At 38.1% G+C, this 14,876-nt stretch carries 11 protein-coding genes; 8 read left to right on the top strand and 3 right to left on the bottom strand.

Annotated features, from left to right (window positions below):
- Window positions 1-123: 123 nt before the first annotated feature.
- A complete protein-coding gene (locus H5058_RS06425; protein ID WP_179806872.1) occupies window positions 124-2,223 on the bottom strand; it encodes a bifunctional diguanylate cyclase/phosphodiesterase in 2,100 nt (699 codons plus the stop codon).
- A 165-nt stretch (window positions 2,224-2,388) separates the two neighbouring features.
- Window positions 2,389-4,176 (bottom strand): M61 family metallopeptidase, encoded by a 1,788-nt coding sequence (locus tag H5058_RS06420; protein WP_182677348.1) that lies wholly within the window; start codon window positions 4,174-4,176, stop codon window positions 2,389-2,391.
- A gap of 225 nt (window positions 4,177-4,401) precedes the next feature.
- Here H5058_RS06420 and H5058_RS06415 point away from each other — a divergent pair, with 225 nt between their 5' ends.
- From H5058_RS06415 to ilvN, 8 genes are all read left to right on the top strand, one after another.
- The gene (locus H5058_RS06415) at window positions 4,402-5,916 is read left to right on the top strand and encodes a GGDEF domain-containing protein (protein ID WP_182677402.1); all 1,515 of its coding nucleotides are present in this window, start codon (window positions 4,402-4,404) and stop codon (window positions 5,914-5,916) included.
- A 216-nt stretch (window positions 5,917-6,132) separates the two neighbouring features.
- A complete protein-coding gene (gene ppnN, locus H5058_RS06410; RefSeq protein ID WP_011330093.1) occupies window positions 6,133-7,476 on the top strand; it encodes a nucleotide 5'-monophosphate nucleosidase PpnN in 1,344 nt (447 codons plus the stop codon).
- A gap of 8 nt (window positions 7,477-7,484) precedes the next feature.
- Window positions 7,485-8,258 carry a flap endonuclease Xni gene (gene xni / locus H5058_RS06405; RefSeq protein WP_182677346.1) on the top strand — a complete coding sequence of 258 codons (774 nt, stop codon included), beginning with the start codon at window positions 7,485-7,487 and terminating at the stop codon, window positions 8,256-8,258.
- Window positions 8,259-8,327: 69 nt separating this feature from the next.
- Complete coding sequence (locus H5058_RS06400; protein ID WP_089369274.1) at window positions 8,328-8,711, top strand: DUF3192 domain-containing protein; 384 nt, start codon at window positions 8,328-8,330, stop codon at window positions 8,709-8,711.
- A gap of 12 nt (window positions 8,712-8,723) precedes the next feature.
- Window positions 8,724-10,406, top strand: a complete 1,683-nt coding sequence (locus tag H5058_RS06395; protein WP_182677344.1) for a hypothetical protein — start codon at window positions 8,724-8,726, stop codon at window positions 10,404-10,406.
- A gap of 187 nt (window positions 10,407-10,593) precedes the next feature.
- Window positions 10,594-11,601, top strand: a complete 1,008-nt coding sequence (locus H5058_RS06390) for an isocitrate dehydrogenase (protein WP_011330089.1) — start codon at window positions 10,594-10,596, stop codon at window positions 11,599-11,601.
- Between the two features lie 438 nt (window positions 11,602-12,039).
- Entirely contained in the window at window positions 12,040-13,764 is a 1,725-nt protein-coding gene (locus tag H5058_RS06385) for an acetolactate synthase 3 large subunit (protein ID WP_011330088.1), read from the top strand.
- Window positions 13,764-14,264 carry an acetolactate synthase small subunit gene (ilvN, locus tag H5058_RS06380; protein WP_011330087.1) on the top strand — a complete coding sequence of 167 codons (501 nt, stop codon included), beginning with the start codon at window positions 13,764-13,766 and terminating at the stop codon, window positions 14,262-14,264. Before H5058_RS06385 ends, ilvN begins: the two co-directional genes overlap by 1 nt.
- Before the next feature lie 129 nt (window positions 14,265-14,393).
- On the opposite strand, the gene H5058_RS06375 is transcribed toward ilvN, so the two are convergent.
- On the bottom strand, window positions 14,394-14,876 hold a 483-nt coding region (locus tag H5058_RS06375; protein WP_182677342.1), incomplete at its 5' end, for a transposase.

The following is a 14,876-nucleotide window of genomic DNA, read 5'->3' as shown; positions in this document are numbered from 1 at the left end:
TCAATACCGTGGTAATAAATTGTTACAATGTGGCCTATAAACCTTCATATATAGCGTTAATAGCAAACTGAGGCAGCTATATTTTGTATTTACTTATAACTACTTTATATAATATGTGATTATTTATAAAAACCTTGGTGAAAAATCCAATAACAACTTCTCAGGTAATGGCTTACTAAAATAGTAACCTTGTACAAAGTCGCAATTTAACTCACCAAGTAAAACAAGCTGCTCTTTCGTTTCCACTCCCTCTGCAACCACGGTTAACCCTAAGCTATGCGACATGGCTATAGTTGCTTTGACTAAATTACAGTCTTCTTTTTTGGATGTAATGCCATTAATAAACATGCGATCTATTTTTAAAACATTAAAAGGGTACTGCCTTAAATAGCTTAATGATGAATACCCAGTACCAAAGTCATCCATTGATAGCTTTATGCCCAATTTAGTTATTTCTTGCAAAGTGTCGTTTATATTCAATTTAGCATTCATTAACACCCCTTCGGTAATTTCTAACTCTAAATATTTAGCCTTTACATCTAGCTCGCTAAGAGTGTCTTTTATAAAACTAATTAGCGCTGTGTCTCTAAATTGACTTGGGGATAAATTAACAGCCATAGTATATTTATGGTGTTGCCCTTTATTTAGCTGCTTATTTTGCCATTTTTTTAAAAGCTGTAAGGCTTGCTTAATAACAAACTTCCCAATGGGGATAATCAACCCATTATGCTCGGCTATTGGAATAAATTCATCGGGCGGTATATTCCCCAGCACTGGGTTATACCAACGTAGCAAAGCTTCCGCGCCGGTAACATGTTTATTTTTAACATCTAACTGCGGTTGGTAATATAGTTCAAATTCATTACGCTGTAACGCACCTTGCATCTGCTCCTCTATCGCAAGGCGGCGCTGAATTACTACATTCATTTGTGGAGTAAAAAACGAGTAACTGTTACGTCCCAAGGCTTTTGCTTGATACATTGCCGTATCTGCATTGCGTAAAAGATCAGACGCTGTATCGCCATTTTCGGGGTACATAGCAACCCCAATACTCATAGTGAGTACAAGTTCTCTCCCTTCAATTTTAAATGGCGAGGTAAAACTTTTCAGTAGCTTTTCTGCAATACCTATTGCGTTATAATGACTATTAATACCCCGCAATAGTACAATAAATTCATCTCCTCCTAAACGCCCTATGGTGTCTTCTTTGCGAATGACTTGCTGTAATCTTGCAGCTGATTTAACCAGTAGCTTATCGCCTAGTTCATGGCCAAACGAGTCATTTACTTTTTTAAAGTTATCTAAATCAATAAAAAGTACAGCCACATGCCCCTTGTTTCTTTGTGCTTCAAAAAGCATATGCGATAGTCGGTCAAGTGCTAAAAAGCGGTTAGGTAATGAGGTTAAATTATCATAATAAGCTTGTTTACGGATCAGCTCTTCTGCCTTGTGCTGCTCGGTAATATCTCGAATAATAACCATAACTTGCTGATATTGAGAAACATGGGTAATTCTTGCCTCAAAGTACACAACTCCCAATGGCATGGTTAGTTCATATTGAAAGCTCACCATCTGTTTTTGGCTTAAGGCTTGGGAAATATTTTTTCTAAACTTACTGCTAACATCGTCTGGTAATAAATCAAACATACTGCTACCAATAAATTGCTGAGGTAAAGCATAAAGATTACTGCTACTACTGCTACTGGCTTGATAATCAAGGATTTTGCCATCTTCTTGCATTACAAAAAATAGATCAGGAATAGCCTCAAATATTGTTTCCAACATTTTCTCTCTGAACATAGCCTGTTCTTGCGCCTGTTTAACATCGGTTAAATCAATATCAATACAATACATTTGTTTAATGCCATATTGATTTATAAACATTACATGGCTTGAAAACACCGAAACATCATTATTATTTTTATCACGAAGAGTTAGCTCTGCTGCAGGAATTTCTATGCCATTATTAATCCAATTTCCGTGGCCAGCAACCACGGCCTCTCGTAAATCACTTGGTATAATTAAATCTTCAAGCTTTTTACCTGTTGCTTCAACATTCGTATAACCATAAAGCACTTCGCTGCCTTTATTCCAATAAATAACACGGCGTTGTTCATCATACCCCTGTACAGAAATAGCATTCACAGCATCAAATAATTGATGTAATGGGTCATTAACAACATATTGATGAGCTAAAGTATGTATATTATTTTTAGATTTCATTCTGATTAATTACTAAACAATACTTAATGTTAATAATAGAACGCAATAATTAAATTAACACTTAAAGGAGCGAATAAATGCTTTTAGGTAATGCGGCAATATAAGAGTGTAAAAATAAAAAGGAGCCGTTGCTCCTTTTAGTTATTAATTTTTAACTCATTAATGTTAATCTTTTTTAGCGTTATTAGGATGCTCAACACCTATCCATGCTTTAAACAACGCCTTTTGTTCACTCGATGCTTGCTTATTAGCAATCACCTTTTTAGGTTTATCAAAATCTTCTGATAAAACTAAACTGGTGCTAGCAAGTGCATCGCGGCGAATATAATCAATTGTAATTTTATCCCCTGCTTTATACATTTCTAGGCTGCTGGTTAAATCCTTACCAACGTGATGCTTATTAATAGCAACAATTTTATCATCTGTTGTTAAGCCTGCCTGCCATGCACTGCCACCGCGTTTAACATGCGAAAGCGTAAGGAGTTGGCCGGTATTTTTTGCCACAGCATCTATACTAGCTAAGGCTTTCGCTTTTTCTGGACGCTCAAATGTTAAACCTACTTTATTGAGTAACTCGTCAAAATTTAGTGAAACTGGCGAGTCGACATTAGTTTGCCACCAAGTGTTGTAATCACGCCCGGTTAGGTCTTTTAAAATATTGAGTACATCTAAAGAAGTAAAACCTGCAGGTAATTTATGTTGCTTATAAAGTGCCTTGTGTACATCGCGATAACTTATTTTACCTTGGCTTTTTTCTAGTAAATCAATATCTAAAGCAAGTGATAACAATGAGCCTTCTGAATAAATATTAGTTGAGTAATTACGCGCGTGATCCCCACCTTGATTTATCCACTTATCAAAGCTGGTTTCGCTGGCGCTTTGTACTTCGCGACCTGGTGTTTGTAAATGACGATTAATTGTTTTACTCAGTAGGTTAAAAAACTCATCAGTGCTTTGAATACCTGAACGCACTAATAAATGATCTTCAAAATAGCTGGTTGAGCCCTCTGCTATCCAGAGTAATTTAGAGTAATTCATATTGGTGTAATCGTAAGGTGTAAGGCCCGCTGGACGGTATGCTTTAACGTTCCAAGTATGAATAAATTCATGTGCCGCAGTGCTTATAAAGGCTAAGTAATCTTCGCGTTTAGCAAATTGGTCTCGCGGACGCTGAATAATAGTCGAATTTAAATGCTCAGTAGCACCACCCGCTCCCGATGTTGCATGCACCATAAATACATAACGTTCATACGGGTAGCCGTCCCAAATTACATTGCCAGTAGCCACTAATTTTTTTAGATCAGTTAGCATGAGCTCTACATCATAATTACCATCACCCCATATAACTAAATCGTATTCACGGCCATCAACTTTAAAGGTGTGTAATTGGTTAATACCTGTCTCGATTGGTGAATCTACAAGTACGTCATAATCTGCCGCCTTAAATGTATTTTTACCTTTGTAATTTTTCATTCCAGAAACAGATCGCCACTGTTTAGGCACCTCTAAATTAACCGTAACGGGCTCTAGTCGAAATGAGTCACTAAACATAAAAAAGCCTGATGCATCAATAAATGCATGGCTGTCATCAATATGACGCGCACGTTTGCCAAGCTCATTTGCGTATACTTGATATGCTAAGTTAACTTTAGTTGGCTTATTTAAATGTACACGCCAGGTGCTGTGATCAATTTTTTCCCACTTTAGGGGGTTACCCGTACTGTCTTTTGCATCAAAGTAACGCACCCCATTGGCTAAATTTAATATTTCGTAACGCCCAGTGCGCCATGCAGGTAATTTAATGTCTAAATGCGCTTGTGCCGTTTTGGGAAACTCTACCGTAACATTACCTAAGTGGTGCTGTGGCTGAGAAATGTTTAATGAATAATTTACATCAGCAAACGTAGGGGCAGAACATGCGGCTAAAATAGACAGCGCTAATAGCTTTTTCATAATGGCTCATAAAGATAACTTAGTGTGTAAAGAAGACTAACAAGGCGCTATTTAAAAGTGAATTAAAAGCGATAAATAGACTTTTAGATACGTTTATTGACAATATCTTATTAAAATGCAAAGTTTTTAATGAGATAACTACACTTAATATAAATTTGTTGTAAACTTAACTGATACTAATTAACACAATGGCGGTATGTTTAGGTGCCTGATAAATCTAATTCTATGGACAAAAAACTCAAACAAGCTATTGAGCAACGAATAGTAATTGAGAGCGCAAGGAAAACTCAAGTAGACACTCTGTCAAATTTTGCAGCTAAATTGTCTTTAAGCTGTAAGGGTCTTGATATTGAATTAGATAATCGTCTAGCTAAATTTAGAAGCGCGCTTAATAAAGGGGTTAGCTTTGAGCACTTATCGCCGTTAATTAATGATATTTTAGTACTTTTAAAAAGCCAAGAAGCCACTCAACTCGCCCATCAGCGAGATTTACGCACAAGTGTAAAAAATGCTGGCAAGCAATTACAAAAAACCAATGGCTTACCTGACGACACACGCAGAGCGCTGCGTAACTTGTTAGATAATGAGCTTAATAACGTTCAGTCAACCCATGGTTTTATACCGCTATTAAATCAATTAATTACTATTTATAACCAAGCGTTACAGACTAAATTTAATGCAATACCCGCAGAGCAACATACCGACACTCAAGTAATTGCTAAAAAGTTATTAGAACTTGCCCACCAGCTGGTACTTGAAGATGAAGCTGCAGAGCAAATTCAATCAATAAGAACTGCCATTTTACAAAGTAATACAGTAGATGACTTACTCGCTGCCGCAATTGAAATTATTAGTATTATTGTAAAAAATATTAATAACGAGCGCCAATCTGCGCAAAGTTTTTTAGTGTCTTTAAATAAAACCTTAGAAGAGTTACACCATTCGATTTTTTCGACCAGTAAACATTCCGAATCTATGGGGATTGAGTTTGACGCATTAAATAAACGTATTAAAACTAAAATTAATAATCTTAATGAGCAAACCAAGAGTACCACCTCAATTTCATCGTTAAGAAAATTGGTTGATCATGAACTAAAGTCCCTCGGTGAAGATTTTATTGCCAAAGAAGAACTTGAACGCAAAGATCGCAAAGTACTTATAACCAGCTTTGATAAAATAAATAATCGTATTGGCAGCTTAGAAAATAAACTCACTAAATATAAAAAGCGCCTTAACGATCAACGTTTTCAAAGCCTGCTCGATAGCCTAACCAAACTGCCAAACCGTGCCGCCTTCGATGAGCGGTATAATCACGAAATGCACTTATTTAATGTGCAAGCATCCGATGTTACTCTAGCGGTAATAGACGTAGATTATTTTAAGTCAATAAACGACAGGTTTGGTCATACGGCTGGAGATATTACGCTACAAGTTATTGCTAAAGCCTTGCAAAAATCGATAGAAAAAACAGACTTTATAGCGCGTTATGGCGGCGAAGAATTTGTACTCTTAATGCCAGGCACCTCTTTAGAGCATGCCATTCCACAACTCGAAAAACTTAAAAAGAATATAAAAAAGATCCCGTTTAAGTTTAAAGATAAGCAAATAGAAATTACAGTGTCACTTGGTGCAACTCAGTTTAAACAAGGTGACACATTATTAAAGGCATTTGATAGAGCAGACGATGCTTTATATGAAGCCAAAAACGCAGGTCGGGATCGTCTGTGTATACGTAAATAATGTTATTTAGCTCAATTTTTTTGAGTTTTATAACTAGCTAGTTTTTTACATTTTATGCCAATTGTATTAAATGAGTCGTTAATTATAGCAACCGCTCTAAAAAAGTACGGCGCCTTATATATTACTTATATAAGTTCAAGTGCCCTTAATGAGCTTAACCTGCTAGAACAATCAACACTTGCACCCAATTGGTATTAAACAGCAAGGAGAATGCCGATGTTAATACAGTTAAACCCAACTGGGGTTTTAGATTTACTGTCGCAATTAGAAGTTGATTTATTAGAGCAATCTTCCGCTAGTGAACGCTATCGATTATTTAGAAACTGCGCGCTTGCCGTCCTCAACGTAGGCAGCCATACAGATGAAAGTAGCGACATCTACGATAAATACCAAGACTTTGATATTCGTTTAGTTAGCCGTGAGCGCGGCATAAAAATAGAACTAATTAACGCACCTGATACCGCATTTGTTGATGGTGAAATTATTACCGGTATTCACGAACATATATTTTCTGTGATCCGCGATATTTTATTTATATGTCAAAAATACGAAAAAGATCTTAAAGAACAAAAAGCCATTACCCACATGGTTTTTGATATGCTCAGAAATGCCGATGCACTAAAAGTAAACAGCGAACCAAGCATGATTGTATGTTGGGGTGGGCATTCTATTAGTGAAGTTGAGTATAAATATACCAAACAAGTAGGCTATGAGCTGGGCCTGCGCGGCTTAAACATTTGTACCGGCTGTGGCCCTGGCGCTATGAAAGGTCCAATGAAAGGCGCTACTATTGGCCACGCTAAGCAGCGCATTAAAAACAATCGTTATTTAGGATTAACCGAGCCCAGCATTATTGCAGCAGAGCCGCCTAACCCTATTGTAAATGAATTAGTCATTTTACCCGACATAGAAAAACGTTTAGAAGCCTTTATACGCACAGCTCACGCTATCATTATTTTTCCTGGTGGCGCTGGTACTGCTGAAGAGTTTCTTTATTTATTAGGGATATTATTACACCCAGAAAATGACAAGCAGTGCCTACCGGTTATTTTAACAGGACCCAAACAAAGTGAAGCCTACTTTAAAGAGCTGTGCCACTTTATTGAAATGACACTGGGTGTAGAAGCACTCAGCAAATTTGAAGTTATTATAGATAACCCACAATTAGTAGCGCAAAAATTAAAGTCGACCATGGCTAATGTTCGCGACTATCGTAAAAGCCAAGGCGATGCATACTATTTTAACTGGACATTAAAAATAGAAAATGACTTTCAACAGCCATTTATACCATCGCATGAACAAATGGCGAACCTAGACTTGCACCTAGAACAACCAAAACAGTTATTAGCTGCAAATTTACGCCGCGCATTTTCGGGCATTGTTGCCGGTAATGTTAAAGAAGAAGGCGTAAAAGCAATTAAACAACATGGGCCTTATATTCTAAGTGGCGAGCCTAGTTTAATGAAAGCAATGGATAAGTTATTACAAGCTTATGTTGACGAGGGAAGAATGAAACTGCCCGGCAGTAAATATGTCCCCTGCTACACAATCAAGGCGTGAGTTCTGTATTGAAACCCCATTTATTACTTATTGATGCGCTTAATTTAATTAGGCGCATTTACGCGGTAGACGCGAATCAAAAACATCACAGTGACGAGCAAATGCTTAAAGCAAGCTGCTCACGTGTAGCGCATGCCTGCTCAAAACTTTTAAGCAGCACTAAAGCAACCCATGCCATTGCCGTATTTGATGGCGATAAAAGTTGGCGCTATCATTTTTATAAAGATTACAAACACTCCCGTGCTCCTATGCCACAAATACTTAAAGATGCATTAGTGCAATTTAAAGCCGCCATTGAAGAAACCGGTATTGTAGTGTTTGAACCAATAAACGATGAAGCTGATGATATTATTGCAACTCTCGCAAATAAGGCATCACATAACAACATCAGCAGTGTGATTGTCTCAACTGATAAAGGCTTTTTACCTTTTTTAAATGAGCATATAGCTGTGTATGATTATTTTAAAAAACATTATTTAGATCAAGATAGTATTAAGCAACGCTTTGGCGTTGAGCAAAAAAAACTAGTAGATTTTTGGGCATTTGCTGGCGATAAAACCAATGATATTCCGGGCGTAAAAGGCATAGGCACTAAATCGGCACAGCTACTTGTTAATAACTATAGCTCTGTCGAGGATGCACTCAATGACGATGCTCTTAGTGCCAGCTTACGTAAAAAGCTAACTGAGAATATGGATATGTATGTTATTTCAAAGCAACTGGTTAGTTTACGCACCGATATAAACTTAGGCTTTAGTTTAAAGCAGTTAAGGCTTAATTAGTCGCAAGTTAATAGCACTGCCGTACGACAATACGTATACTATTAGCAGTGATGGTTAGTAGAGTAAGTAATGTTCAAAAAGTTTTTTAGATATTTAATTTTAGGTTTAGGGCTGTATGCGCTAATAGCCACGTTAGTGATCGTTTTTTATAAAGATGATCCACAAGCTATGATTTGGCAAGACAGAGAAGCCTATAATAAACGCTATATCGAAAAGCTAAAAATAGAAGACACTGCAACCCTCAATAGTGTACTCGAATATTTAGGTAGCCCAGATCTTACCTTTGCTAAGCGTGATGAGGAGCAAGTATGGCAAATTGTTTTTTATCGTACCCAGCATAAAACATCTGACGGCATTACTACTATAGATGAATGTACCGGGTTATTATTTAAAAACGGGCAGCTCATTTTATGGGGTCCCAGTGCTTACGATCAATATCTAAAACCAGGTTAGGGAAACGGCATAATGGATGAGCCTGTATCAATAAAGCTAAAAAGGTTGCTTGAGCATACGCAGCTATTTTTAGCTTCATACAATAATAAAAAACAATGGCCTACCTTTTATCCGCTAGTGTGCAAAGTTGCAGAGCAATACCGAACCCTTTATAAGCAAAATCCGAGTGCTCTACAAGCGCAACTTATGCTTTATAAAACTCAGTACGACTTTGCTGCCAACCTTGTAATTAACCAATGTATTTTAACAACCGCACTGTGCGTAAGCCAAAATTACGATGACGAACTAAGTGAGCTGTATATTAGTGCGTCATTAATTGAGCACTTGTGCGTAGGCGCTCAACTTAATAAACTGTCCAAACAAATAGCGTTTACCAGTACCGAAAGCCAAATATGGCAATTACGCCACAAACTTGCAGCGCGCGTATTACTAACCGCAAAGCAACCTGCCCATAGTATTACTCAAGTATTAGCTAAACTGAGTAAATATAAACACGCTTTAGTTAGCACCCCTAAAATAATGTTATACGATGGCGGCACAATAATTGTGGCGTTAGCTAATATTTTGGCAGTTAACCTCACGTGTAATGCAGCAAATCAGCAAATAAATTTTTATAAAGCGATAGCAGACTTATATTTGCGAACCCCAAATTTATTTGCTCAGCGACTCTTAAAATCATTAATTGCGCATATTGGCCCTTTGCTCCCCGGGAGCCGAGTTTTATATGCCGAACAAGCAATGATTTATTTAGCAACCGACGCCGAGCAGCGCCACATACTTATTAAAAGCTTAAAGAACAAAATAGTTTGGTACAGGGTAAAAGCAATGCTTAACGATAACGCAGTACAATGGCTATGCGCTGATAAACGTATACTTTATAAAGTGTGGGATACTGAATATGTAAATATAAAAGCCGCAACTCCCAGTACCCAAAACACATTATATGATCTAATTGGGCTTATTAAACTGCAACAAGAGTATAGCTTTAACAATATAAATACTTTATTAGCCCCACACCCTAATGTTATTAAAAGCTTATGCCAAGCAGTTAAACCGTATAACAAAGAGCATCAAGCCGCTAAAAATTTAACGCATAGTTTGTCTATGGTTGGCTACAATAATGCCCCAGCTATTATACAGCGCGTGGTGTTTGAGCAACTAGTTTTTGCTATTCCGCATCCTTTACATGCTTTTTTAGTTAATCGACTCAAATGTATGGTCGATATAATGAGGCTATTGGTCTATAACAATAAGCAATATCAGTTTGAGCATATTTGTTTGCCTTTATATGCTTACGCGCATTACTTATTAATACATTGTAGTACGCAACTTTCAAGAAAGACGCCTATAGCGCACGCCCCAAATAAATCATCCGATACACCTATGTGCGCATTTTTTGGCATAGAAAACATGGATAGTAAGCATTTAAATCAGCAGTTATCAGCGCTTTTAAGCGATAACCCATGGACCTTTGCATTATTAGATGCCGAACAAGTAGCTAAAAACGAACTCACTGAGCAAAGTAAGTTATGGGTAGCATTTAAAGTCGTGGCGCAAAGCGTGTTTAAGCCAAAAACAGCATTAACTCCTTGGCAACAGCAAACACTTAAGCAGCAATTAATAGCTCAGGGCTGGGACAATCAAGCCGATTTTTATGACAAACTTCAAACATTAGCTTTGTTTGATAGCATTTAAGCTACTTATTTTAACTATAAACAGCGGTTATACCCAGTATTAATAGTATAAACTGGCAAAATGACTTAATAATTGGTATAAATGCGCCCTTGAATTCTCAAGCTCGTTCACATAAATTTTCTAACAAGCAGTTGCTCCCTCGGAGCCACAATTTATGTGCAAATCAAACTCTTTAAAGGATAAGTTAATGGCCAAACAAACCATAACAGTGATCAAAGGCGACGGCATCGGCCCTAGCATTATCGACTCAGCACTTGAAATACTAAAAGCCGCAGGATGCGATTTTGATTATGAATTTGTTGATGCTGGCCTAGCTGCACTTGAAAAAACAGGTGAGTTACTTCCGCAAGACACAATCGATACTATCGCTAAAAACAAAATCACCTTAAAAGGTCCTTTAACTACGCCAGTTGGTGAAGGCTTTACTTCTATAAACGTAACACTACGTAAGCAATTTGGTTTGTACGCAAACGTACGTCCTGTTAAATCGTTTGTAGGCACAAAAGCACGTTATGATGATATTGATATCATCACTATTCGTGAAAACACCCAAGGTATGTACTCTGGCGCTGGTCAAATTGTAAGTGAAGATGGTAACGAAGCAGAAGCAAAATCTGTTATTACTCGCGAAGGCGCAGAAAAAATCGTAACGTTTGCTTACGAGCTAGCAGTACGTGAAGGCCGTAAAAAAGTAACAGCGGTACATAAAGCAAATATTTTAAAATCTACATCAGGCCTATTTTTAAAAGTAGCGCGTGAAGTTGCAGAACGTTTCCCAGAAATTGAATCAACCGAAATGATTGTTGATGCAACCTGTATGAAACTAGTAATGACGCCAGAAGAGTTTGACGTAATAGTAACCACAAACTTATTTGGTGATATTTTATCAGACCTATGTGCTGGTTTAGTTGGCGGCTTAGGCATGGCACCAGGTGCTAACATTGGCGAAGATACTGCAATTTTTGAAGCAGTACACGGCAGTGCGCCTGATATTGCAGGTAAAAACCTAGCTAACCCTACTTCTGTAATTTTAGCGTCTATTCAAATGCTTGAGCATTTAAACATGGGCGACACCGCAGAGCGCATTAGAAGTGCAGTTGCTGATGTGATTAAGTCAGGCGATCGTACTACTCGCGATTTAGGCGGCAGCCACGGTACAACAGACTTTACTCAAGCTGTTATCGACCGTTTGTAATATAAAGTATAAAGTACATACATAAGTACTTGTAAGCGTACTGATATAAAAAGCCAGCAATTGCTGGCTTTTTAATATTCAAAATTGCAAACCTGCATAAAACCTCCCTCCACTCACTTTAAAACCTCAAAAAACAACTAACTCCAGCACAAAAATAGCATGATGAGAAAAAATAATGCAGAAAAGCCATTTCACGGTTGACATACTCCCTCAAAACCCTTAAAAATAACCACATACACAATTTTAGTTTAAAGCAGTATTAACGCTTTGTAATAGAGTAATTAATTATGAATACTATAATTCGCCTATTAGTCGTACTCGTACTGGTCTTAGTTATAAGCCCAGTGGGGATGTATTGAAAGGTGATACTGCTTTTTAAAAACCCCCGCCCCATGCGGGGGTTTTTTTATGCATAAAAATAACGGCAGAGGAATGAGGATGAGCAAACAACAATATAATGGTTCTGAACTAGTTGTTCAGGCATTAAAAGAATTAAAGGTTAAATACATATTTGGCTACCCCGGGGGGTCAGTATTAGATTTATACGATGCGCTTTTCCAGCAAGACGACATTGAACATATTTTAGTTCGTCATGAGCAAGCCGCCACACATATGGCCGATGGTTATGCGCGTGCTACTGGCGATGTAGGCGTAGTATTGGCAACATCAGGCCCAGGTGCTACAAACTGTATTACCGGCATTGCTACAGCCTATATGGACTCCATTCCAATGGTCGTGCTATCAGGACAAGTACCTACCAACTTGATTGGTGATGATGCTTTTCAAGAAACCGATATCGTTGGTTGCTCGCGCCCTATAGTAAAGCACAGTTTTAACTGCAGAAGCGCAAAAGATATCCCAACTATTTTAGCTAAAGCTTTTTATATTGCCAGCACAGGCCGCCCAGGCCCAGTGGTAGTAGAGCTGCCAAAAGACATGCTAAACCCTGAGATAAAGTTTGATTATGAATTTCCTAAATCTACCGATTTAAGAACTTACAACCCAAATACTAAAGGCCACTCAAAACAAATACGCAAAGCCGTTACCGCCATACTAGAAGCAAAAAAGCTGGTAGTGTACTCTGGCGGCGGAATTGTAATTTCAAACACTTCTGAGCAATTAACTCACTTGGTAGAGTCACTAAATGCGCCAATTACCAATACCCTTATGGGGCTAGGTGGCATTTCAGGTGTGCATCCAAACTTTGTAGGCATGCTAGGTATGCATGGCACCCTTGAAGCCAATAAAGCCATGGCTAATGCCGATGTAATATTAGCATTAGGGGCGCGTTTTGATGATCGGGTCACCAATAATGTGCAAAAATTTTGTCCCAACGCCACTATAGTGCATGTAGATGTTGATCCAACGTCTATTTCTAAAACAATTAAAGCTCACATTCCGGTAGTTGGCTGTCTTGCAACCGTACTAGAGCAGCTACAAGCTGGTATTGATAAGAGCCCTATTCAAATTGATCGCAGCGCCCAAGAAGATTGGTGGCGTCAAATTATCAGCTGGCGCGAACAAAAGTGCTTAAGCTATAACACCGATGGTGATGCAATTAAACCGCAAGCCGTTATTGAAGCAGTTTATAAAGCCACCAATGGCGATGCTTATGTAAGCTCTGATGTTGGCCAACATCAAATGTTTGCAGCCCAGTATTACCCGTTTAAACATCCGCGTCAGTGGATCAACTCAGGCGGCCTTGGCACTATGGGCTTTGGCTTACCTGCAGCCATGGGTGTAAAACTTGCTTTCCCGGATAAAGAATCGGTATGTATTACTGGCGACGGCTCTATTCAAATGAATATTCAAGAGCTAGCTACGTGTTTACAATATAACTTAGCGGTAAAAGTCGTGTCATTAAATAACCGCTCTTTAGGCATGGTACGCCAATGGCAAGATATGGTGTATGGCGGGCGTCATTCATCATCTTACATGGAGTCTTTGCCTGATTTTGTTAAATTAGTAGAAAGCTACGGCCATGTAGGTATTAAAGTAAACACCCTAGATGAGTTACAACCGGCTATCGACAAAGCCATGTCGATTAACGATCGTTTAGTATTTTTAGACATTCTTGTAGACGAAAAAGAACATGTATACCCAATGCAAATTAAGTTTGGTGGCATTGATGAGATGTGGCTACGTAAAGGAGTAAAAGCATAATGCGTCGTATTTTATCTATATTATTAGAAAACGAACCAGGAGCACTGTCGCGTATTGTAGGATTATTTTCGCAGCGTGCTTATAATATCGACAGCCTAACAGTTGGCACAACGGATGATCAGTCTTTATCGCGCATTACTATTACCACTATGGGTGATGACCGTGTAGTAGAGCAAATTACCAAACAGGTAAACAAGCTTGTTGATGTACTAAAAATTATTGATTTAACCGAAATGAGTCATATTGAGCGTGAACTATTATTGGTTAAAGTATTTGCCCAAGACGAAACAACACGCGCAGCGGTTACCCGCGTAGCAGATGTATTCCAAGGGACTATTTTAGATATGGGCCGGCTAAGTTATAGCCTACAGTTAGTGAGTAGCACAGATAAAATTGAATCATTTTTAGATACGCTACGCCACGAAACCGACATTATTGAAGTAGTGCGTTCTGGTGCAGTTGGCATTGGCCGTGGCGATAAAGCCTTGAAAGCCAAATAAATAACTAAAAGTTAATCCACCTTATTAAGGTGGATTAACTTTATTACAATTATTAAATGTGATTGTAATATTAACAAGGCTGACAAATATTTTAGGCATAAAAAAAAGGGCTAAAAGGCCTAATGCCAGTCAGTTAACACTGACTGGCTTTTTTTTATACGGATATTTAGATGGTTTCTTTTTCACACATCGTGGAAAGCGGCGCTCATGACGCCTTGTCGGTAACTGAAATAGCGTCAGCGTTTCTAATAAATGCTCATAGTGTTTTGGTAAATTTCCCGGACTGGTCAGTGGGATAGTTAACAGAAATACGTTGATATGCCTTGAACAATGAGAAAAACTCAGTTGATTTGGCCATACTTCCAGTAACTCTGCTGCCTCACGCATGGCTATTCTTATAATATTGTAGGCAATTAGTAACCCCCACAACTCTTGCCTTATCATATCCGGCCTTTTTGAGCGTAGGATATAGTTTGAGTGCAGCATCGTTTGTTTTATTTCTCGATATCCTATTTCTATTTCCCAGCGATGCATGTACAAATCAGCTATTTCTTTTGATGGGTAACGCATTACATCAAGCATTGATGTAAGAATCTGATACTGCTTATTATT

It is taken from the genome of Pseudoalteromonas sp. SR45-4, assembly GCF_014163535.1.
Classification (GTDB): domain Bacteria; phylum Pseudomonadota; class Gammaproteobacteria; order Enterobacterales; family Alteromonadaceae; genus Pseudoalteromonas; species Pseudoalteromonas nigrifaciens.
The sequence above is the reverse complement of the archived record's forward strand: the minus strand, read 5'-3'. Positions and strand labels throughout refer to the sequence as shown.

Bases quoted from the DNA above. Each gene is read 5' to 3' on its own strand.
- H5058_RS06425 (WP_179806872.1), bottom strand. From the start codon at position 2,223: ATGAAATCTAAAAATAATATACATACTTTAGCTCATCAATATGTTGTT.
- H5058_RS06420 (WP_182677348.1), bottom strand. From the start codon at position 4,176: ATGAAAAAGCTATTAGCGCTGTCTATTTTAGCCGCATGTTCTGCCCCT.
- H5058_RS06415 (WP_182677402.1), top strand. From the start codon at position 4,402: ATGGACAAAAAACTCAAACAAGCTATTGAGCAACGAATAGTAATTGAG.
- ppnN (WP_011330093.1), top strand. From the start codon at position 6,133: ATGTTAATACAGTTAAACCCAACTGGGGTTTTAGATTTACTGTCGCAA.
- H5058_RS06400 (WP_089369274.1), top strand. From the start codon at position 8,328: ATGTTCAAAAAGTTTTTTAGATATTTAATTTTAGGTTTAGGGCTGTAT.
- H5058_RS06395 (WP_182677344.1), top strand. From the start codon at position 8,724: ATGGATGAGCCTGTATCAATAAAGCTAAAAAGGTTGCTTGAGCATACG.
- H5058_RS06390 (WP_011330089.1), top strand. From the start codon at position 10,594: ATGGCCAAACAAACCATAACAGTGATCAAAGGCGACGGCATCGGCCCT.
- H5058_RS06385 (WP_011330088.1), top strand. From the start codon at position 12,040: ATGAGCAAACAACAATATAATGGTTCTGAACTAGTTGTTCAGGCATTA.
- ilvN (WP_011330087.1), top strand. From the start codon at position 13,764: ATGCGTCGTATTTTATCTATATTATTAGAAAACGAACCAGGAGCACTG.